Source organism: Hymenobacter daeguensis, from assembly GCF_054780555.1.
The window spans coordinates 1-21587 of the sequence record NZ_BAAGWC010000029.1 but is presented as its reverse complement, the minus strand read 5'-3'; the positions used below and the strand labels follow the sequence as shown (position 1 = coordinate 21587).

Annotated in this window: 17 protein-coding genes; 12 read left to right on the top strand and 5 right to left on the bottom strand. The window is 63.2% G+C overall.

Translation table 11 applies throughout. The features are described 5' to 3' along the window. Positions 1-93 precede the first annotated feature (93 nt). A complete protein-coding gene (locus ACYVHT_RS20200; RefSeq protein WP_460556384.1) occupies positions 94-5007 on the top strand; it encodes a reprolysin-like metallopeptidase in 4914 nt (1637 codons plus the stop codon). A gap of 81 nt (positions 5008-5088) precedes the next feature. Here the strand turns inward: ACYVHT_RS20200 and ACYVHT_RS20195 are convergent, their stop codons facing one another. The 4 genes from ACYVHT_RS20195 to ACYVHT_RS20180 all read right to left on the bottom strand — a co-directional run bounded on the left by ACYVHT_RS20195 (position 5089) and on the right by ACYVHT_RS20180 (position 8919). Beyond that, positions 5089-7047: a KUP/HAK/KT family potassium transporter gene (locus tag ACYVHT_RS20195; protein ID WP_460556382.1), complete on the bottom strand. Its 1959-nt coding sequence runs from the start codon at positions 7045-7047 to the stop codon at positions 5089-5091. A gap of 176 nt (positions 7048-7223) precedes the next feature. Beyond that, positions 7224-7667 carry a hypothetical protein gene (locus ACYVHT_RS20190; protein ID WP_460556379.1) on the bottom strand — a complete coding sequence of 148 codons (444 nt, stop codon included), beginning with the start codon at positions 7665-7667 and terminating at the stop codon, positions 7224-7226. A 267-nt stretch (positions 7668-7934) separates the two neighbouring features. Further along, the gene (locus tag ACYVHT_RS20185) at positions 7935-8561 is read right to left on the bottom strand and encodes a peptidylprolyl isomerase (protein WP_460556376.1); all 627 of its coding nucleotides are present in this window, start codon (positions 8559-8561) and stop codon (positions 7935-7937) included. 223 nt (positions 8562-8784) lie between these two features. Next, positions 8785-8919 (bottom strand): hypothetical protein, encoded by a 135-nt coding sequence (locus ACYVHT_RS20180; RefSeq protein WP_460556373.1) that lies wholly within the window; start codon positions 8917-8919, stop codon positions 8785-8787. A gap of 200 nt (positions 8920-9119) precedes the next feature. Between ACYVHT_RS20180 and ACYVHT_RS20175 the strand changes: the two genes are divergently transcribed. The 3 genes from ACYVHT_RS20175 to ACYVHT_RS20165 all read left to right on the top strand — a co-directional run bounded on the left by ACYVHT_RS20175 (position 9120) and on the right by ACYVHT_RS20165 (position 14641). Continuing rightward, positions 9120-10013 carry an ABC transporter ATP-binding protein gene (locus ACYVHT_RS20175; RefSeq protein WP_460556370.1) on the top strand — a complete coding sequence of 298 codons (894 nt, stop codon included), beginning with the start codon at positions 9120-9122 and terminating at the stop codon, positions 10011-10013. A 3-nt stretch (positions 10014-10016) separates the two neighbouring features. Further along, the gene (locus ACYVHT_RS20170; protein WP_460556366.1) at positions 10017-13688 is read left to right on the top strand and encodes an ABC transporter permease/M1 family aminopeptidase; all 3672 of its coding nucleotides are present in this window, start codon (positions 10017-10019) and stop codon (positions 13686-13688) included. A 236-nt stretch (positions 13689-13924) separates the two neighbouring features. Continuing rightward, positions 13925-14641, top strand: coding sequence for a hypothetical protein (locus ACYVHT_RS20165; protein WP_460556363.1), 717 nt, complete (start codon positions 13925-13927; stop codon positions 14639-14641). Here the strand turns inward: ACYVHT_RS20165 and ACYVHT_RS20160 are convergent. Further along, positions 14628-15254, bottom strand: a complete 627-nt coding sequence (locus ACYVHT_RS20160) for a pseudouridine synthase family protein (RefSeq protein ID WP_460556360.1) — start codon at positions 15252-15254, stop codon at positions 14628-14630. The two genes, ACYVHT_RS20165 and ACYVHT_RS20160, sit on opposite strands and share 14 nt — an antisense overlap. Before the next feature lie 276 nt (positions 15255-15530). On the opposite strand from ACYVHT_RS20160, the gene ACYVHT_RS20155 reads away from it, so the two are divergent. From ACYVHT_RS20155 to ACYVHT_RS20120, 8 genes are all read left to right on the top strand, one after another. Beyond that, positions 15531-16205, top strand: coding sequence for a hypothetical protein (locus tag ACYVHT_RS20155; RefSeq protein WP_460556357.1), 675 nt, complete (start codon positions 15531-15533; stop codon positions 16203-16205). Positions 16206-16380: 175 nt separating this feature from the next. After that, on the top strand, positions 16381-17040 hold the full coding sequence (locus tag ACYVHT_RS20150; RefSeq protein WP_460556354.1) for a hypothetical protein: 660 nt from the start codon (positions 16381-16383) through the stop codon (positions 17038-17040). Next, positions 17019-17825, top strand: coding sequence for a sensor histidine kinase (locus ACYVHT_RS20145; protein WP_460556348.1), 807 nt, complete (start codon positions 17019-17021; stop codon positions 17823-17825). The genes ACYVHT_RS20150 and ACYVHT_RS20145 overlap by 22 nt, the downstream gene beginning before the upstream one ends. Before the next feature lie 34 nt (positions 17826-17859). Further along, a complete protein-coding gene (locus tag ACYVHT_RS20140; protein ID WP_460556345.1) occupies positions 17860-18534 on the top strand; it encodes a response regulator in 675 nt (224 codons plus the stop codon). A 518-nt stretch (positions 18535-19052) separates the two neighbouring features. Then, a complete protein-coding gene (locus ACYVHT_RS20135) occupies positions 19053-19592 on the top strand; it encodes a phage tail protein (protein WP_460556342.1) in 540 nt (179 codons plus the stop codon). 41 nt (positions 19593-19633) lie between these two features. Continuing rightward, a complete protein-coding gene (locus tag ACYVHT_RS20130) occupies positions 19634-20173 on the top strand; it encodes a phage tail protein (protein WP_460556339.1) in 540 nt (179 codons plus the stop codon). Between the two features lie 45 nt (positions 20174-20218). Further along, complete coding sequence (locus ACYVHT_RS20125) at positions 20219-20767, top strand: phage tail protein (RefSeq protein ID WP_460556336.1); 549 nt, start codon at positions 20219-20221, stop codon at positions 20765-20767. 123 nt (positions 20768-20890) lie between these two features. Next, positions 20891-21587 (top strand): methionyl-tRNA formyltransferase (locus ACYVHT_RS20120; protein WP_460556334.1); only part of this gene is annotated, 697 nt, incomplete at its 3' end.

Below are 21587 nucleotides of genomic sequence, written 5' to 3'. Positions count from 1 at the left end.
CATGTGTATGCAGTGGCGACTTCGCGTCGTATTCGGGCCTTGAGGGCCAGCGCTTTCTGGCGGTTGCCAGCCGGACTGGGAATGCTTCTGGCATTGTTGACCACCCTGGGCGCGCAGGCCCAGCAGCAGCGGGCCGCCCAGCTGTTCCGGGAGGATGCGGCGGCGCGGAGTGCGGCGGCACAGTCGCCGCTGGCGGCTTCGCTGCGGCAGTCGCGCCCGTTGACGATTGATGCCATGGGCATGCAGGCGGCGCTGGCCACCGCGCCGCTCGAAGGGCGGGGTGCTGCGCCGCTGCTGTTTGCCATGCCGATGCCGGATGGCAGCACCGGCACCTTCCGGGTAGTGGAGTCGCCGGTGATGGAGCCGGCATTGGCGGCGCAGTTTCCCGGCATTAAAACCTACAGCGGCGTGGGCGTGGACGACCCCACGGCCAGCATCCGGCTCGATGTGACGCCGCTGGGCTTTCACGCGCAGGTGCTGTCGGCCAACGGCACGGCGTACATCGACCCCGTGAGCCGCACCGACCAGCAGCACTACCTGAGCTTTTACCACAAAGACATGGCCCTGAGCCAGTGGAACTGCGGCGTGAGCACGCCCAGCGGCAGCAGCGCCGCCGCCCAGCGCGGTGGCACGGCCCAGCGCACCGTGGGCACCTCCTACCGCACGTTCCGGCTGGCGGTGGCGGCCGATGGCGAATACACCGCGACCAAAGGCGGTACCGCGGCGGGCGGTTTGTCCGGCGTCGTGACCAGTGTGAACCGGGTAGTGGGCGTGTACGAAACCGAGCTGGCCGTGCGCATGGTGCTGGTGGCCAACAATAACCTGATTATCTACACCAACGCCAGCACCGACCCTTATTCAAACACGAGTCCTTCGGCGCTCCTGTCGCAGAACCAAACCAACCTCGACGCGGTGATTGGAGCGGCCAACTATGACATCGGGCACGTGTTCACGACGGGCGGCGGCGGACTGGCGGCGCTCGGCGTAGTGTGCCGGGCCGGCGTTAAAGCCCAGGGCGAAACCGGCTTACCCAACCCTGTGGGCGATGCCTACGACATCGACTACGTAGCCCACGAGATGGGCCACCAGTTTGGCGGCAACCATACCTTCAACAGCTCGACCAGCAACTGCGGGGGCGGCAACCGCAACGCCGGCACGGCCTACGAACCCGGCTCCGGCTCCACGATAATGGCGTATGCCGGCATTTGCGGCACCGACGACCTGCAACCGCACTCGGACCCGTTCTTCCACGTGGTGAGCTTCGAGGAAATCCAGACCTACCTGGGCACCGTTACCTGCGGCACGACCACCACCACCAGCAACGTACCGCCGGCAATTGCGGCCTTACCCGCCAGTGGCAAGGTCATACCGGCCAGCACGCCTTTTAAGCTGACCGCCAGCGCAACCGATGCCAACGGCGATGCGCTTACCTACAACTGGGAAGAATACGACCTCGGGCCGAGTGTTGCGCTTGGGGCCGTGCAAACGGCTGGCCAGACGCCTCCGCTGTTTCGCTCGTTTGTGCCCACGGCCAGCGGCACGCGCTACTTCCCGCGCCTGACCGATTTGGTGAATAACACCACGGTAGCTGGGGAGCAGCTGCCCACCGTATCCCGTAACCTGAACTTCCGGGTGACGGTGCGCGACGGCCAGCGGGGCGTGAACAGCAGCAGCACCGTGGCGCTAAGCTCCACCAGCGCCGCCGGTCCCTTCGTGGTGACGGCCCCCAACACCGCCGTGACCTGGGCTGGCAACTCCAGCCAGACCGTGACCTGGAACGTGGCCGGCACCACTGCCAATGGCATCAACTGCGCCAACGTCAACATCCGTCTCTCGACGGACGGCGGCCTGACCTACCCAACCGTGCTGCTGGCCAACACCACCAACGACGGCTCCGAAGCCATTACGGTACCCAACGTGGCTACCACCACGGCCCGCATTATGGTAGAGGCGGCCGACAACTACTTCTTTGATATCTCGAACGCCAACTTCACCATCACGGCGGCGACGACGGTCACGGCCGTATCGAGCGTGAGGACGAGTGCCTCGCCCACTACGGCCAGCAGCGTCGGCTTCACCGTCACGTTCTCGGGCGCGGTTACCGGTTTGTCGGCTAGCAACTTTGCCGTGCTGACCACGGGAGCCGTGAGCGGGGCCAGCGTGGCCAGCGTATCGGGCTCGGGCAACACTTATACTGTGACGGTGAACACCGGCACCGGCAACGGCACCGTGCAGCTGCAGCTGAATAACTCGACCGGGGTTACGCCCACGGTGAGCAACGTGCCGTTTGTGGGCGACAGCTACTCCATCAACCGGACCACGCCGACGGTGACGACATCGCCGGCTAGCAACATCACCTACTACAGCGCGGTAGTAGGCGGCGAGGTAACCGACGACGGCGGCTCGCCCGTGACCCAGCGGGGCATTGTGCTGCGGGGGGCGGGGTTTTCTAGCAGCGGCTACATCGTTAACATAGGCAGTGGCACCGGGCCATTCTCCACTACCGTCACTGGCCTGAGGAGTGGCTCCCGATACGACGTGCAGGCTTTTGCCACCAACAGCGAAGGCACGAGCTATGCCGTGTCGACAACCTTTTCGACACTACCATCGACAACGGCTGTATCGAGCATGCGCATGAATGCGTCGCCCACAGCGGCCGCTACCGTTGGTTATAGCTTTTCGTTTGCGAGCCCTGTTACCGGTCTGTCGACCAGTAACTTTGGGGTGGTGACGACGGGCGCGGTGAGCGGGGCCAGCGTGGCCAGCGTGAGCGGCTCGGGCAACAACTACACCGTGATAGTGAATACCGGCACGGGCAACGGCACGCTGCAACTGCAAATTGTCAACTCGAACGGGGTTACGCCCGTTGTCACCAACTTGCCCTTTGGGCAGGACATCTACACCATCAGCCGGGCCACCGCCACGGTTACGACATCGGTTAGCAACATCACCACCAACAGCGCCGTGGTGGGCGGCGAAGTGACCGCCGACGGCGGTGCGGCCGTTACCGAGCGCGGCTTCGTGTTCGTGCTGGGCACGGGCGTGCCTACCACCAGCAACAGCCCAACGTTCAACCTGGGCAGTGGCCTGGGCGTGTTCTACACCACTTTCGGCGGCCTAAGCAGCAACACCACTTACACCGTGCGGGCCTACGCCATCAACAGCGAGGGCACCAGCTACGGCTTGCCGATAACCTTCACCACCACGGCCGCTACCACCGCCGCGCCTGTGATGACCGCACCGGCCAGCAACAGCTTGCTCACCACCACCACGCCCACCTACTCGGGCACGGCCCCGGCCGGCAGCACCGTCACGGTGTATGTAGATAATGTCAGCATCGGCACGACGACGGCTACCGGCGGCAACTTCAGCCTTATGCAGCCTTCGGCGCTGGGGCAGGGCACGCATTCGGTGTACGCCACGGCTCAGCTTAGCGGCCAGACCGCGAGTGGCAGCAGCAACACCAACAGCTTCACGGTGGATACGGTGGCCCCGACGGTGACGCTGAGCAGCACCGCCGGCAATCCCACCAGCACCAGCCCCATCCCGGTAACGGCCGTGTTCTCGGAGTCGGTGGCCGACTTTGTGGCCACCGATGTGACCGTGAGCAATGGCACGGTGAGCAATTTCAGCGGCAGCGGCACCAGCTACTCGTTCGATGTGACGCCCACCGCCAGCGGTACGGTGACGGTGAACGTGGCTGCCAATGTGGCCCACGACGCGGCCGGCAATGGCAATACCGCCGCCGCGCCGCTTACCCGCACGTACACGCCGTCGACCACGCCAGGTACTGTGCAGGTGCTGTATCAGAACGACGAGCAGCCGAACCAGCCCCTCAACAATGCCATCCGACCCAACCTGCAAGTGGTCAACAACAGCACCGTGGCCATCCCGTACTCGGAACTGACCGTGCGCTACTGGCTGACCGTTGAAAACTCCTCTACCCTGACCACGTCCGTCAACTGGGCGCAGATGGGCACCTCGCTGGTGCAGTCGCACTACGTGCTGCTGGCCACGCCCCGGCAAGGCGCTACCGGCTATGTAGAATACACCTTCTCGGCCGGTGCCGGCACGCTGGTGCCCGGCGGCAACTCCGGCGTTATCCTGAGCAGCGCCAACAAGCCCAACTGGACGAACTTCGACGAAACCGACGACTATTCCTTCGCTTCGAACAGTACTTACCTGCCCACCACGCGCATCACGGCCTACCGCAACGGTGTGCTCATCAGCGGCATCGAGCCGCCGGTGGTGTCCGCTGCCCCCAGCCTGAAAGTGTATGCGGAAAACCAAAACACGTCTGCTACGGCCCAGCTCATCACCACGGTAGCACAGGTTGGCAACGTGGGCGCTGTGCCGGTTAACTACGGCGACCTGGCCGTGCGCTACTGGTACACGCCCGACGGCCCCTCGCCGGTATCGGGCAGCGTCGACTACGCCCAGCTGGGCAGTTCCAACATGACGCTGACCACCGGCCAGCAGGGCACCCAGTCGTATGCCGAGCTGCGCTTTGCGGCCGGCCTGGGAACCCTGGCCCCCGGCACGACTACCGGCGACATCATCTTCCGCCTGCACATGTACAACTACTCCAGCTTCGACCAGTCGAACGACTACTCGTACCGCCCCGCTGCCCCGCTCACCGAACACCCGAAAATGACCATCTACCGGGCCGGGGTGCTGATATACGGCACCGAGCCTGCTGGGGCCCGCGCCGTTGCGGCTCGCCCAGGTTCGGCCGATGAGGTGGCACTGACCACCACGCTGGAAAGCTACCCCAATCCCTTCGGCGGCACGGTGCGGCTCGATTTCTCGCTCTCGCTGGCCGGCAAATACACGCTGGCCGTGTATGACTTGCAAGGCCGCCTGGTCGAAAAACTGGCTGCCGGCACGGCCCCGGCCGGCGAGCGACAGCACGTGAAATGGCAGGCTGCGAATTACGCATCCGGTTTCTACCTCGTACGCCTCACCACCGACGCCGGCGTGCATCAAATGAAGCTGGTGAAGCAGTAGAACAGCTTCCCTGGTCTACAGCAAAAAGGCTCCCCGCACATTGCGGGGAGCCTTTTTTACTTGAAAGCGAGGCTACTAAGGTTACTTAATCCGCTTCAGCGCGACCTCGCGCACCGGCGCAATCACCAGCGGCACCTTCTCTACTTTCACCGAGGAAGTGTCGAGGCCAAAATACTGGTCTTCAGAGGCAATGAACTGACGGATGTAGAAATAAGCCTGCATCACCAGCTTCTCCACGGTGGGGAAGTCGTTCTCGACGGAGAGGAATTTCTCCAGCACCACGAAGCGGAAGTCCCCGGTCACGTGCTGCTTGTTCAGCGACTCGTAGCGCGAGGTAATGTCCACTTCCTTGTTGCGCACCAGGTCCTCAATCACCTTCCTGAAATACAGGTTGATGCGCTGCTGCACCCGGAAGCCCAGCCGGAAATTGATGCGGAACACGTCGTCCTTCGCCACCTCGGTCACCTTATACTCCATGGTATAGGGTTCGTCGGTGGTTTCGACGTGGATAAACCAATAGATGTCAGCGCGTTTGGGGCGCTTCTGGAAGATGGAGTAGATGATTTTCTGCTCGATTTCCGAGCTGCGCTCGGCCGAAGTCAGGAACACCAGGTGAGTCGAGTATTTCGGGATGGAATCGTCGTCGCTGAGCTGCTTGAGGGCATCCACGTAGGGCTCCAGGCGCACGAATTCCGTGAGGCGGCGCTTGATGTAGTACGACTTCAGCCACACGTACATCACGCCCATCAGCGTCGAGCCAATGGCCAGCGACACCCAGCCGCCGTGCGGGAATTTCACCAGGTTGGCCACCAGGAAGGAGCCTTCGATGATGCCGTACACCACGGCGAAAAGTATAATCAGCGGCAGCGCCACCTTCTTCATCTTCAGCCACATGGTGAGCAAAATGGTGGTCATCAGCATGGTGAGCGTGATGGCCAGCCCGTAGGCTGCTTCCATGTTGGTCGATTCGCGGAAGTACAGCACCACCCCGATGCAGCCCAGCAGCAGCAGCCGGTTCATGCTGGGCACGTAGAGCTGGCCCTTCACGTCGGTGGGGTAGTTTAGCTTCACTTTCGGCCACATATTCAGGCGGATAGCCTCGGCCACCAGCGTAAATGAGCCCGTGATAAGCGCCTGCGAGGCAATAATGGCCGCAATGGTGGCAATGCCAATGCCGATGAGCAGGAACCACGACGGCATCAGCTCATAGAAGGGGTTGCGGCCGTCGAGCTGCTGGCCGAGGTGGCTCAGCAGCCAGGCGCCCTGGCCCAGGTAGTTGAGCAGCAGCGTGGTTTTCACAAAAGTCCAGCTGATGCGAATGTTGCCTTTGCCGCAGTGGCCCAGGTCGGAGTATAGGGCCTCGGCCCCGGTCGTACACAGGAACACCGAGCCCAGCAGCCAGAACCCGCCGGGGTAGTGGGCCAGCAAATCGTAGGCGTAGTAGGGGTTGACGGCCTTCAGAATGCTGGGGTTCTGCACAATCCAGGACACGCCCAGCACGCCCAGCATGGTGAACCACAGCAGCATAATGGGACCAAAGGCCTTGCCTACTATCTGGGTGCCAAAGCTTTGCAGCAGGAACAGCCCCGCGATAATTCCGATGACGATGTACACCACCATGTCCTGGGTGAGGTGCGGGAACACCGCTTTCAGGCCCTCCACGGCCGAGGAAACCGAAATCGGCGGCGTAATCACGCCATCGGCCAGGAGCGAGGCCCCCCCAATGATGGCCACGGCCGAAAGCCAGGCCCCGCGCCGCCGCACCAGGGCGTAGAGCGAAAAAATGCCGCCTTCCCCGTTGTTGTCCGCATTCAGCGTGAGCAGCACGTACTTCACGGTGGTTTGGAGCGTCAGCGTCCAGATGACGCAGGAGATGCCGCCCAGAATCAGGTGCTCGTCAATCAGGTCGGGCACCCGGCCGCTTTTCAGGATAGACGACATTACGTAGAGCGGCGAGGTGCCAATGTCGCCGTAGATAATGCCCAGGGCAATAAGCAGCCCCGCCCCGGAAATGGCGTTGTGCGAGTGTTTAGAATCCATGCGAAAGGGTAAAGACTAATCCAGCCGATTTGAGCTACAAATGAATTACGGGGCGCGAAGGTAGCAGCCAGGGCGCCGGAATGTGCTTACGGCAACGGCCCAAGAAAGTAACTTTAATTGAAATTCAGCGGGTTAATATTTGTTTGCTCATCTGCTTCTGCAGCCATTTGGGCCGCCTAAGCGGCCAGGGCGGCCTGCCGGGCCGCCTCATCGGCGGCGGCGAGCGCGGCGGCGGCTTCGCGGGCGGCGTGGTCGTGCAGGCGGTAGATGCGGCGGTTCACCTCGGCCATGAAGCGCTGCCAGGGCGCGGTTTCGCCGGGCAGGGCAAAGTTGACTACCTCGCGGCCCAGCCGGTGCAGGCGCAGGCGGTTGGTGCCCCGGTGCCCGTAGGCCAGGAGCAGGGCCGTGAGGGCCATGCCCAGCATGGCCGGGCCGGTGTGCAGCCAGTTTTGCAGAAAGGCAATCATCACGAAGGCCAGCCCCAGCGCGCCCAGCAGGTACCACAAAATCCACTTCACGGGCGTGATGTCAACCCGCTCCAGCTCCATCAGCAGAAACTCGCGGCCCAGCACGGTCAGGGTTTTGTCGGTGAGCCGGACGCGGCCATCGTCACTGGTCACGGGTGGGAGCGGGGGCAGCTCAGGGAAAGGCTCAGGGGGTGGCAAAGCACTGGCTTCCAGTGCATAGGTGCCGGGGCCAGCGGCTGCCGGGAGCAAAGAAGCCCCGGAAATGGGTTCCGGGGCCACGTTGGGCGGGTCAGCTTGAGGCTGGGCTTCGGGAGTGGTCATGGGCGCAGCAACAGCCGGTTGGGTAAGGGTCGGGCGCGACCAGGTGGGCGCGGCCGTAGTCGTTGGGGCGAAAGCCTTGGCCCTCGCCCCAACAGTCCCTCAGTTGTTCACTTTCAGCAGCTCCACGTCGAAAATCAGCGCTGTGTCGCCGGGAATGTCGCGGCCCGCGCCGCGCTTGCCGTAGGCCAGCTCGGAGGGGATGTAGAGGCGGTATTTCGAGCCTTCGGGCATGAGCTGCAGCGCTTCCGTCCAGCCGGCAATCACGCCGTTGACGGGGAAGGTGGCGGGCTGGCCGCGCTGGTAGCTGCTGTCGAACACGGTGCCGTTGATGAGCGTGCCGTGGTAGTGCGTGGTCACCGACGAGCGCAGGGTGGGCTTGGGGCCCGTGCCTTGCGTGATTACCTCGTATTGCAGCCCGCTGGGCAGGGTGGTAACGCCGGCTTTCTGGGCGTTCTGGGCGAGGAAGGCTTCGCCTTCGGCTTTGTTGTTCATGTTGTTGGCATCTTGGTTGGTGTCGTCTTCAGCGCCGCCCATCTGCTCCTGGAGCTGTTGCATGGCGGCCTGCATCTGCTCTTGCGTTAGGCGGCTGGGGAGGCCCTGCAGGCCTTCTTTCAGGGCGCCGGCCAGCACGTCCACGTCCAGCTCGAGGCCCTGCTGGGCAAAGTTGCGGGCCAGGTCGCGGCCAATGATGTAGCTCACCTGAGCTTGGTGGGAATCGAGGTTCATAAAAACCAGGGTGTGTAGGGGCTGCGGGGGCGGGGAGCCCGGCCGGCAGCCAGTGAAAAAATAGCTCAACGGGGTACGCCGTTGCCGGAGCAAGGTTCCAAAAGCCGCGCCGAACCGCCGGGGCCGGTCGGAATGGCCGAATCCTTAAACAAAAAGCCCGGCCAAACGGCCGGGCTTTTTGCAAAAATAGTGGGAACAGTAAGCAGATGAGCAGAAAATGCGCTTAGCAATAGTGCGCGTGGTCGTCGTCGCCATCGAAGAAGAACGTCAGGTCCAGGTCGGCCAGTTTGGCAGCCAGGAAGCTCACGCTGCCCAACAGCAGCAGCGAGGAAAGCGAGAAAGCAGTGGTCTTTTTCATATAAATCGGGGAGTGGAGTTTAGCGGATAGGTCGAGGGGAATTCTGGCGCAAAGATACGCACGGCAGCGGAAATATGTTAGGCATGCAGCATAAAAAGCGTGCGTATGTTACAAATAAGAATGAAAAAGGGCTATTTTCGAATGTATAGCATCCGGAATAGCGCCACTTTTGCCAAGTCATTCTATAACAGTTTCACGGTATGAACCTTTCGATACAAAACCTCTCCAAAACCTACAGCAACGGCGTGCGCGCCCTGCGCGACGTCTCGCTCACCATTCCCAACGGCATGTTCGGCCTGCTGGGCCCCAACGGCGCGGGCAAAAGCTCGCTCATGCGCACCATTGCCACGCTGCAGGAGCCGGACAGCGGCAGCATCATGCTGGGCGACATCAACGTGCTGACCGAGAAGGATGCCGTGCGCCGCGTGCTGGGCTACCTGCCGCAGGAGTTCGGCCTGTACCCGGGCATCTCGGCCGAGGTGCTGCTCGACTACTTCGCCGGCCTCAAGGGCATTCGGGACGGGGCCGAGCGCAAACAGGCTGTGGAAAGCCTCTTGCAGCAAACCAACCTGTGGAATGCCCGCAAGAAAGCCGTGGGCGGCTACTCGGGCGGTATGCGGCAGCGCTTCGGCATTGCGGTGGCGCTGCTGGGCTCGCCGCAGCTCATCATCGTGGACGAGCCCACCGCCGGCCTCGACCCGACGGAGCGGAACCGGTTTCTGGATTTGTTGTCCGAAATCGGTGAGAATGTGGTGGTTATTCTTTCAACGCACATCGTGGAAGACGTGACCGAGCTGTGCCCCAACATGGCCATTATTGCCGGCGGCGAGGTGGTGGCCACCGGCTCGCCCAACGACGTGATTGGCGAAATCCGCGGCAAAGTGTATCGCACCAAAACGGAGAAAGCCGCGCTGGCCCAGCTCAAAGCCGAGTACGAGGTGATTTCCTCGAAGCTGGTGGCCGGGCAGCCCATCGTGCGGGTGTTCAGCGAGCAGCCCATCAACGGGCAGTTTCAGCCGGCTGAGGCCACGCTGGAGGACGTGTACTTCCACCGGCTGGCCCGGCGGGAGAAGGCAACCATTTCAGCTGCCTAGGCCATGTTCGCACACATTTTCCGTTTCGAGCTGCGCTACCGGTTCACCCAGCCCAGCACGTACTTATACTTTGGCGTATTTGCGCTGGCCGGCTTCCTGTCGCAGACGGTGGAGGACTTCGGGTTTGCCAGCGCCAAAGTCCACGTCAACTCGCCCGATGCGCTGGCGCAGCTGCACCTCATTGCCTCCATTCTGGGCATGTTCGTGACGGCCGCCATCCTGGGCACGCCCATCTACCGCGACGACAAAGACGGCATGACCGGGCTGGTGTACACCACCTCCATTACCAAGCCGGCCTACCTGAGCGGGCGCTTTCTGGGCTCGCTGCTGGCTATCTGGTTCATCATGAGCGGAATATCGGTGGGGGCCTTGCTCGGCATGCTCATGCCGTGGGTGGAAGCAACCAAGCTGGGCCCGGTGATGCCGCTGGCGCTGCTGGCCCCGCTGGTGTTTGGGGCGTGGGTGAACGCGCTGTTTGCGGGCTGCATTTTCTTTGCCGCGTACCTGGCGTTTCGTTCGCCGCTGGTGGTGTACCTGGGTGGTATCGTGCTGTTTGTGCTCTACCAGCTGTCGTTCACGTTTTCGAGCCGCGTAAGCAGCGACCACCTGTTTTCGCAGCTCGACCCGTTCGGACTCGCGGCCAAGAACATCGATGCCAACTACTGGACCATTGCCGAGCGCAACACCAGGGTGCTGAACTACTTCGGCGGCGAAATCGTGCAGAACCGCCTGCTGTGGGGCAGCATCGGGCTCGTTATTCTGGGCGTGGCCTGCGCCCTGTTCCGGCTGGGGCAGCCCAAAACCCGGGTCAAAAAGCCGGCGCCCGAGGCTGCCCCGGTGGCCGTGAGCGCCGGCGGGCTGCGTCGCTCGCCGCAGGCGTTTGGCAACGGGCTGGGGTTCTGGCAGCTCCGGCAAATGGCCCGGGTGCAGGTCCTGAACGTGGTGCGGGCCTGGCCGTTTCGGGTGCTGGCGCTGCTGGGCGTGGTGTTTGTGCTGTTCAACGCCTACTACACCTACCAGGACACGCGCGGCATTCAGCTGCCGGTGACGTACCTGATACTGAAGATGCTGAACGATAACTACACCTTGTTTCAGCTGCTTATCATCACCATCTACGCCGGCGAGCTGGTGTGGCGCGAGCGGGACACGCGCCTGCAGCTGGTGTTCGATGCGCTGCCGTTTTCTACCTGGATTCCGTTTCTGAGCAAGCTGCTGGCGTTGTTTGCCGTGCAGGTGGTGCTCACCGTGGTCATGGATGTGGTGGGCATCGGCATTCAGCTGTACCGGGCGCCGGCGCTGTTCGAGCCGCTGCTGTACCTCAAGGACTTTGCCCTGCAGATGACCAACCTGGCCGTGCTCTGCACCCTGGCCATGATGGTGCAAACCGTGGCCAACAACAAGTACGTGGGCCACGCCGTGATGATGGTGTACTACGGCGTGGTGTTTCTGCTGGCCGATGCGCTGGGCCTGCACCACGCGATGCTAAAGTTCGGGGCCTCAGTGCCCTACACCTACTCCGACATGAACGGCTACGGGCACATGGTGGCCCCGCTGCTGGCCATCAATGCCTATTACCTGGCCGGGGCACTGCTGCTGGTGCTGCTCTCGGGCCTGCTCTGGGTGCGGGGCAACGACACCAGCCTGCGGGCGCGGGGGCGGCTTTTGGGCCAGCGTGCGCAGGCCCCGGGCATGCGGCCGGCCCTGATGGCGGCGCTGCTGCTGCTGTTTGGGGCCGGCGGCTGGGTCTTTTACAACACCAACGTGCTCAACCAGTACGTGACGCCCAAAGCACTGGAAGCCCGGCAGGCCAACGCCGAGCGCGCATACAAGCGCTACGAAAAGCTGCCGCAGCCCAAGATTGTGGCCGTCAAGCTGAACGCCGACCTCTACCCCACAGCTGCCCCGCGCGGCTTCCGCATGACGGGTGCCTACACGCTGCGCAACAAGGAAACCCGGGCCATCGATACCCTTTTCATTAACTACGACGCCAGCCCCAGCATCAACAATCAGCTGGACCTCAGCCGGGCCGCCCGGGTGCTGCACGACGACCCCGTGGCCGGCGTGCGCCTCTACCGCCTGGCGCAGCCGCTGGCCCCCGGCGACTCGCTCGACCTGCGGTTCGACGTGGCGTACCGGGCCCGGGGCTTCACCTCGCGCCTCAAGGGCAACGGCGTGTTCGACTGGGCCAACATCTCGCCCGAAGACCGCCTCACCGCCAACGGAACCTTCCTCAACGACCCCGGCCTGCACGTCGGCTACCAGCCCGGCTCCGAGCTCGATGACGACAACGTGCGCCAGCGCAACGGCCTCAAGCCCAAAGAGCGCGCCCTGAAGCTGAACGACCCGCGCGGCCGCAACCAAGCCGATTTCGGTCCCGATGGCGACTACATCCGCTACCAGGCCACCCTCAGCACCGACCCCGACCAGGTGGCCATCACGCCCGGCTACCTGCAAAAAGAGTGGCTGCAGAACGGCCGCCGCTACTTCCGCTACCAGATGGACCAGCCCATGATGCCCATGGTGTCGGTGCTCTCGGCCCGCTACCAGGTGCACCGCGAAAGCTGGCAGCCGCCCACCGGCGGCCCGCCCGTGGCCATCGAAATCTACCACGACCCCCGGCATGGCTACAACGTGGCCCGCATGGCCGAGGCCCTGCGCAAGGCCCTGCCGTACTACACGGCCGCTTTCGGCCCGTACCAGTACCGGCAGATTCGGGTGCTGGAGTTTCCGCGCTACAAGTCCTTTGCCCAGAGCTTCCCCAACACGGTGCCGTTTTCGGAAAGTGCTGGCTTTATCGATGATTTGCGCGACAAGACCAAGCCCGACCTGGCCTTCTTCATCACCAACCACGAGCTGGCGCATCAGTGGTGGGGCCACCAGCTGGTGGGGGCCAACGTGCAGGGCAGCAGCATGCTGGTGGAGTCGCTGGCTGAATATTCGGCCATTATGACGGCCAAGCACGAATTCACGCCTGAAAAGATGCAGCAGTTTATGCGCCGCGAGCTGGACAATTACCTACGCGGCCGCCGCCAGGAGCGCAAGAAAGAGCAGCCGCTCATGCTTTGCGAGTCGCAGCCCTACATCCATTACTACAAGGGCGGCATGGTGTTCTACGCCCTGCAGGACTACATCGGCGAGGCCAAGCTGAACGGCGCGCTGCACGCTTTTCTGGCTAAAAACCGCTACCAGACCCGCCCGTACCCCAACTCGGCCGACCTGATGACCTACCTGCACCAGGCCACGCCCGACTCGCTGCAGTACTTCGTGCACGACATGTTCGAAACCATCACGCTCTATAAAAACGAGCTGAAAACCGCCACCTACACCCCGCGTCCGGATGGCAAATACGACGTCAGCCTCACCATAAAAGCGGAAAAGCTGCGCGCCGACAGCCTCGGCAACGAGAAATCCATCCCGATGGCCGACTACCTCGAAGTCGGCGTTTTCGGGCCCGACAAATCAGCCGGTGAGGCCTGGGATGTGCGCGGCAAGGCCTTGTTCCTGAAGAAAATAAAAATAACCAAGCCCGAAACCACGTTCCATTTCGTGGTGAATGAGAAGCCCGCCAAGGCCGGGGTCGACCCGTATCAGAAGCTGATTGAGCGTTATTATTACGACAACGTGAAGTTTGTGGACGAGCAGAAGCCCGGCTCGAAGCCGGTGGCGGTGAAATAATGTACTTTATGACTTTGTTCCTGTTTGCAATGAATCGAATTGCCAGCTTCGCAAGCCGCCAACTCCTTCTTTGGCTGCTTCTTATTCTGCCCGGGCTTGCGCAATCCCAAACAGCTCCTGCTGACTACCCCGGCCTGGTGCAACCCGCTGGTGCGCCAATACCCGTGTACTGCACCCTTGGCACTGAAGCGCGGGCCACCGCCATGGCCACCCGTTGTGCCGCTGCCTTGGCCTGGATGAAGCAACCCAGCCAGCTGGGTTTTGCGCCCCGCGTCACGATGCTGGTGCTGGGGCCCGATGATTGGAAGCGCTACGCCGCGCCCGGCCAGGTATACGGCATGCCTCACACCAACGGTCCTACCACCCTGGTGGTGGCCGGGGCCGAAAATGAGTTCTGGCAGCACACGCTGCCACCCACCGACCGCCTGCCGGCCGACCTGGCCCGGGCCGTGGCCACCATTTACCGCACGGCCGACGGCCAGCCCTCGCTGGGCAAAGTGTTCGACTTGTTAGCCTTGCATGAAGTGAGCCACCTGGCTTACCGGCAGGCCGGTCTGAGCCGCCCGCGCTACTGGCTGGAGGAGTTTTTCTGCAATCTGTTGCTGCATACCTACATCGCAACCCAGGAGCTGGCCAGCCTGCCCGTGCTCGAAACTTTTCCCGAAGCCGTGGTGAAAGGCACCGATGCTACCAAGCTGCGCTACACTACATTGGCCGATTTTGAGCGGCTGTACGGCAAAATGGAGCGCGAGGAACCCGTGAACTACGGCTGGTACCAGTGCCGGCTGCACCGGGCTGCCGCCCGCGTATACGCCGCCCCTCCGCCGGGCGCGCTGGCGCGGTTGTGGCAGGCGTTGCGCACCAATAAAGCCAGCTATACCGACGCCGAGCTAGCTGCTTTTTTGAGCAAAAAGGTGAGCCCCGAAATGGCCCGCGTGCTTACAAACTGGTAACTGGCAGCTCAGTCTGCTCGCCCAGCCCAAAATCCGCCACTTCCCGTACCTCGCCGGCGGCTAAGCCGCCCAGCGACATGCTGCCCACCCGCACGCGCACCAGCCGGAGCGTGGGAAAGCCCACGGCAGCCGTCATCTTGCGCACTTGCCGGAACTTGCCCTCGGTGAGGGTGATGGAAACCCAGGACGTGGGGCCGTGGCGGTCGTCGCGGATTTTGCGGGTGCGCGGGGCGAAAGCAGGCGCGGGGGCGAGCCGGTGGGCGACGCAGGGCGTGGTCTGGTACTTCACGCCGTGGATGCCGATTTCGACGCCGGCCTGCAGCTGCGCGATGGCCGCGTCGGTGATGAGGCCATCGACCTGGCAGTAGTATTCCTTCTCCACGTGGCGGCTGCGCACCCGCTCGCTCATGCGGCCGTCGGTGGTGAGCAGGAGCAGGCCCTCGCTGTCCTCATCGAGCCGGCCAATGGCCATGATGCCTTCCGGAAAATCGTGGAATTCGCCCAGCTTTTTCTTCTTGGCCTCGCCGGCAAACTGGCTGAGGTAGCCGTAGGGCTTGTGGATGAGGAAGTGCTGGTGCGGCATAAAAAGGGTGACAATGAGGGATATGGCCATCGGATGAGGCCGGCAGAAGCAAAGGGCCGGACAGGTATAAATAGCGGTTTTAAAAACCAGGTATTTATACCTGTATGCGGGCAGGAAAAAAGGCAGTCATTTGCGGCAGAAAACGGGGCGGCACCTGCCCGATTTGACGGGAGCAGGCCCCGGCTTCCGGCCGGGGGCCAATGTTAAATCATCTGCTGATTCCGCCAAAGCTATCGACTTTTTCTGCTTCGTTTCGGACGGAATTCTACCTTTGAACCACTCATTCACCTTTTTCAGCTTCCTTCTATGACAAACAATTCCCCGTCGGGCATCATCAGCCAGGCCGTTTTCGATGAGTATGCCGCCAACTGGCTCACCGTGGTCGGCAACAACGATGCGCTAAACCAGTGCTTTCAGGCGCCTGCGGGCGGCAAGCTGCTGGCGGTAAGCTTCACGATGAAGCAAATCCAGCAGCTGGTATCGGTGGTCGGCGCGCACTACATCATGTCGCGGTTTCTGGTGACGAATGATGGGTCGAAGTTCACGCTGACCTTGTTTGCGACGGATGCGGAGCGCAACAAGCTGTCGTCCTTCTACATAGCCGGCAACCTGGAGGAAACGCCCGGCCTGCCCGGCGCGGAAGTACCCGATGTGCTGGCCGAGCAATGGCTGAACAGCTGGCAAGCCGCCGAAACGGTGACGGGCGATATGTTTACGAGCTGCCTGGCCGGAGTGCCGCTTAAAGGCTACACCTTTGATATCAGTGACTTCCTGGCCCTGTTCTACGGCCTGCCCACCATCGATGGCGAAAACCTGCTGGTGCACTTTGGCCTGCACGAATACTACACCGCTACCGCCGAGGGCGACAAGCTGACCCAGACCTTTGGGCTGGTGCTGCAGCGGGGCGGCGACGCCGGTGGCGACGACCCTTACTACGATATGTCCTCGCCCTGCCCGCCCATCTGCTGGCCGCCGAAATAGCGCCGGCGGGCGCCCCGGGGTCGCCTGATAATTCCTGTTTCCTGACGCTACTCTGACCAAAGGGGCGGCGGTTGCGTTGCGGATGCCGGGCCTGCGCCCGGCCCGTGGCGTAGCCGCCGTCCTTGTCTGGTTGCCTGAATAGTCCTCCCATTTCGGTTTCTAACGCCTTTCCCCGATGCCCGCTGCTACGAACATGACCGCCCAATGGCTCCTGATTCAGGGGGCCCCGGTAACGGTTTTGCTCGCCTTCGTTATTGGCCTGGTGCGGTTTCGGCGGCTGACGCGCGGACTGCGCTATGTGGTCGTCCTCGCCGGGTTTGTGCTGGTGCTCGAAATCATCACCCACGCGCTGATGATACTTGGCCGGGAAAACCTGTTTCTGATGCCGGTTTATACCGTCGGCGAATTTTGCCTGCTGGCCCTGGTGTACCGCGAAGCCCTGCAATCGGCCTTTTTTTCGCGGCTGATGCCCTGGCTGGTTGGGGTGTTTACCGCCTACGCGCTGTTCGATAGCCTGCAAACCACGCTGCTCACCCAGTTCCGGCCGGGCCAGCAAATCGTGCAAAGCATTTTGGTGCTGTTGATAGTTGGGGCGTACTTTCGCAAGCTGCTGAACGAGCTTCGGGTGCGCCACCTGGAGCGGGAGCCCATGTTCTGGGTGTCAACCGGCCTGTTTATCTACTTCCTGGGGTATGTGCAGATTGCGCTGTTCAGCAACTACCTGCTCCGCTACTCCCAGCAGCTAAACCTGACCATCTGGGTCATTCACGCCCTCCTCTATATGTTGCTCTATAGCTGCTACAGCCTGGCCCTATGGATGCGCCCGCAGAAGTAGCCTTCGGCCAGCTGCTGCTGGGCGGCATTGGCTTCATGCTGCTTTCCGGGGGGACGCTGCTGATGTTCCTGGTCACCTACCAGAAGCGGCTGCTCCGGCAGCAGCTGCACCAGCGAACCACCGAAGCTGCCTTTCAGCAGCAGCAGCTCACGGCCGTCATCGAGGCCCAGGAGCGGGAGCGGGAGCGCATCGGGCGCGACCTGCACGACGGCATCGGCTCGACCATTGCCATGGCCAAGATGCTGGTGAATCGCCTGGATACCAACGGCAATCAGGCCGAGTCGGCGGCCCTGCTGACGCTGGTGAAGGAAATCATGAGCACGGCGGTGCAGGACGTGCGCAGCGTGTCGCACAGCCTTTACCCGGCCGTGCTGGCCCGTTTCGGCCTCGCCGATGCCCTGCAGCACCTGGTGGATGTGTGCAACGAAACCGCGGCCCTCGCCATTGAGCTCACGGTGCTATACCCCCGGCCCCTGGCCCTGGCGCAGGAGCTGGCCTTGTACCGCATCTGCCAGGAGCTGATTCACAATGCCTTGAAGCACGCCCGGGGCGCCACGCTGCTCACGGTGCACTTGCACCAGGCCGCCGCCCTGCTCACCCTGGTGGTCGAAGACAACGGCTGTGGCTTTGCCCCGGCCTCGCCCGACGGGCCGCCCCTTGAGGGCATTGGCCTGCGCAGCATTCAGGTGCGGGTGCAAATGCTACAGGCGCAGCTGCGCCACGAGCCGCTGCCCGGCCAGGGCACCCGCATGGTCATCGAGCTGCCGGTTCCTATTCGTACTTAGCGCCACCTTTTCAGCTTGCCTACCGCCTTCTACTATGTCTTCTGCCATCATTTCCCCGGTTCGGATAGCGCTGCTCGACGACCATCCCATGTTCCGCCAGGGGCTCCGCTACATTCTCAGCGCCTTGCCCTACGTGGAAGAGGTGATTGAAACCGCCACGCTGCCCGAGCTGCTCGTGAGTTGCCGCCAGCGCCTGCCCGATGTGCTGCTGCTCGACCTGCAGATGCCGGGCATGGACGGCCCCGAAGTGGCCAAAGTGCTGCTGGCCGAGTTTCGCGACCTGAAAATCGTGGTGCTCTCCATGCTCTCGGCCGACAAGTTCATTACCCAGATGATGCGGCTTGGCGTGCGCAGCTACCTGCCCAAAGATGCCGACCAGGACGAACTGCGCCAGGCCATCGAAGACGTGCTGACAACCGGCCACCACTTCACGCCGCGCATTTCGCGGGCCCTGATGCGGGGCGTGCAGCAGCCCTCGCGCCACCCCGCCTCCAACCGCCTGCCCGACCTGATTGAGTTTACCCCGCGCGAGCACGAAGTGCTGCTGCTCATTTGCCAGGGGCGCACGGCCTCCGAAATCGCGGAGCAGCTCTGCATCAGCCGCCGCACCGTGGAGGGGCATCGCCAGAAGCTCCTCGAAAAGACCAGTGCGCCAAACTCGGCCGGCCTCGTGGTGTTTGCGGCCCGGCACGGCCTGCTCGAATCCTGAGCATTTCAGGGGGTATATCCAGATAATCAGGTGATTATGTGTGGGGTGTGGCCCGGGCAGAACCAGGTATAAATACCTGGTTTTAAAACCAGGTATTTATACGCTGAAACACCTCGCCGGGAAGCTGCTATTTCGCATCATCGGAGACGTCCTTCCAGGCTTCCACACGCTCCGGTCTGTTCTACCCCCTTGGCATGGTTCGGGGCTTTCCGGGTCCACCGGCCGCCTTTCCCGCCTCTTCATCTGGTAAAGCACCGGCCTGGGTTCCGGCTGTTTTATTGATACGCGCACTCATTTTTTCGGGGCATCGCTTCGCCCCCTGTGGCGAAACGGCTTGCAGGTAGCCTGCTGCTTCGTGCCAACGCCTGCCCGGCGGCTCCCGCCAGAGCCGTGCGGCTGTTCGGTGTTGGCTTATAAACCAGCTGGCTTTCAGGGCAAAGCTGCCGGTTTTAGCCGTGTATTCATTCCGGTGCCGGCATGCTGCCGATGCCTTCTTCTCCCTTTTTTCTTTTATTACCATGGACCCTTTTGTCGGAGAAATCCGCCTGATGGCAATCAATTTCCCGCCGCGTGGCTGGGCCTTCTGCCAAGGGCAACTAATGTCTATCAGCCAGAATGCGGCGCTGTTTTCGCTGCTTGGCACCCAGTACGGGGGCGATGGGCGGAGCACGTTTGGGCTGCCCGACCTGCGTGGCCGGGCGGCGCTGGGCGTGGGCCAGGGGCCGGGCCTGAGCACCTACACGCAAGGCGAGCAAACGGGCACCGAGAGCGTGACGCTGCAGGGCCCCGAGATGCCCGCCCACATCCACGCCGTAACGGGTTCGGTGGCGGCCAGCTCGGCGGTGGGCACGGCCACCGTGCCAGCCAATGGCTACCTGGCTTCGGCGGCCAGCCCGCAGTATAGCGAAAACCCCGGCGGCGGGGCCGCCATGGCCGACGACCTGGTGAGCGGCCAGACCAATACCGTGGGCAGCAGCCAGCCGCACGAGAACCGGATGCCTTTCCTGGTGCTCAACTACTGCATTGCCCTGCAAGGCGTGTTTCCGCAGCGGCCTTGAGCCCCGGCGCTTTCCCTCATCGTTTTCCCATTTCCGAAACCATGTCAACTCCTACTATTGGTGAAATCCGCATTGTGGGCTTCACGTTTGCCCCCGTCGGCTGGGTGCCGTGCGCGGGCCAGTTGCTCCCTATTTCCGAATACGAAACGCTGTTTCAGCTGCTGGGCACTACCTACGGCGGCGATGGCGTGAGCACGTTTGCCGCCCCGGATTTGCGCAGCCGCGTGGTGGTGGGCACCGGGCAGGGCCCGGGCCTGTCGGGCTACAGCGCCGGCCAGCTGGGCGGCCTCGAAAGCGTGACGCTCTTCACCAACAACTTGGCGGCGCACGGCCACACGTTCACGGGGCAGCTCAGCGGCACTACGCAGGGCACCGGGCAAAACGACCCGGTCGGCGCGTATCCCACGGCCAGCAGCTCGGGGTTTTATGCAGCTGCGCCGGCGGGGGCCGGGCTGGGCGGCGGCGCGGTGAGCGGGCAAACCACGCCGGCCGGGGGCAGCACGCCCCACGCCAACATTCAGCCCGTGCTGGCACTGAACTACATCATCGCCACGGAAGGAATCTATCCGTCGCAGCAGTAGCGTCCGGTCGTCCATTTCCATTCACTCTTTCGCACCTGCTTTCTCATGAATGAATCGTATCTCGGCGAGCTGCGCCCCGTCGGCTTCGGCTTTGCCCCCAAGGGATGGATGCTTTGCCAGGGCCAGACCCTGCCCATCAACCAGAACCAGGCCCTGTTTTCGCTGCTCGGCACCACCTACGGCGGCAACGGCACTACCACCTTCAACCTGCCCGACCTGCGCGGCCGCATTCCCGTGGGCCTGGGCCAGGGGCCCGGCCTGGCGCCCTACATCCTGGGCCAGACCGGGGGCGTGGAGGGCCAGACCCTGACAGCGGACCAGCTGCCGGTGCACGGCCACGCCGTGCAGGCAACCATGAAGCCCGACGGGGCCGTCGACAGCAATTCGCCCGGGGGCGAGTACATCGGCCCGGGCTCCCTGAATCAATACAGCAAAAAAGGCCCGACGGTGAGCAAAAACGTGGTGATGGCCGCCAACGCCGTGACCGGAACCGCCAGCCCGGTGGGGGGAAGCCAGCCGCACGAAAACCGGCAGCCCTTCATTGCCATCAACTACGCCATTTGCCTGCAGGGGGTGTTCCCGTCCCGCAGCTAGCCAGTGGCATGAAGACCCGCAAGCCCTTATAAGACAACGATTCCCAAGGTCAGAACGGCTTTGGGAATCGTTGTTTGGGGGCGGCGGGCATTATTCAATCTCCCGAATATAAACCTGTTAATTATGCGCTTAGCCGTCATCATCAGCAGTAAAATGGGCCTGCCGCTGCTGCAGGACCTGGTGGCGCAGGGCGTGGTGGCCGGGGTGGCCCTGCCCCGCACGGGCCACCCCGAAACCGGGGAGCTGGCCGCGCAGGTAGCGGCGCTGGGCCTGCCGGTGCAGTGGCTGGCGCGGGCCGGGCTGGGGGCGGCCCTCACGGCCTGGCAGGCCGCGCTGGCTCCCACGGCGGTGCTGGTGCTCATGTTTCCGTGGCGCGTGCCGGCGGCGGTGCTGGCGCTGCCGCCCCAGGGTTTTCTGAACATGCACTTTGCGGCGCTGCCGGGCTACCGGGGGCCGGAGCCGCTGTTCTGGCAAATCCGCAACGGCGAGGCGGCCGGGGCCGTGACGGTGCACCGCATGGACGCCGATTTCGATACCGGCCCCGTGGTGCTGGCCGAGCCCGTGCCCATTGGCCCGCGCGATACCTACGGCCTGCACTACGGCCAGCTGGCACTGGCGGCGGTGGGCGTGGGCCGGCGGCTGGTGGCCGCCCTGCGCGGCGAAGGCCCGCCGCTGCTACCCATCCGGCAGGCGCCGGCCCAGGCCCGCTACTGGCCCCGGCCCGGCCTGGCCGATGTGTGCGTGCGCTGGGAAGAGCCCGCCCTGGACCTCGACCGGCTGGTGCGGGCCGTGAACCCCTGGAACCGGGGCGCGCTGGCCC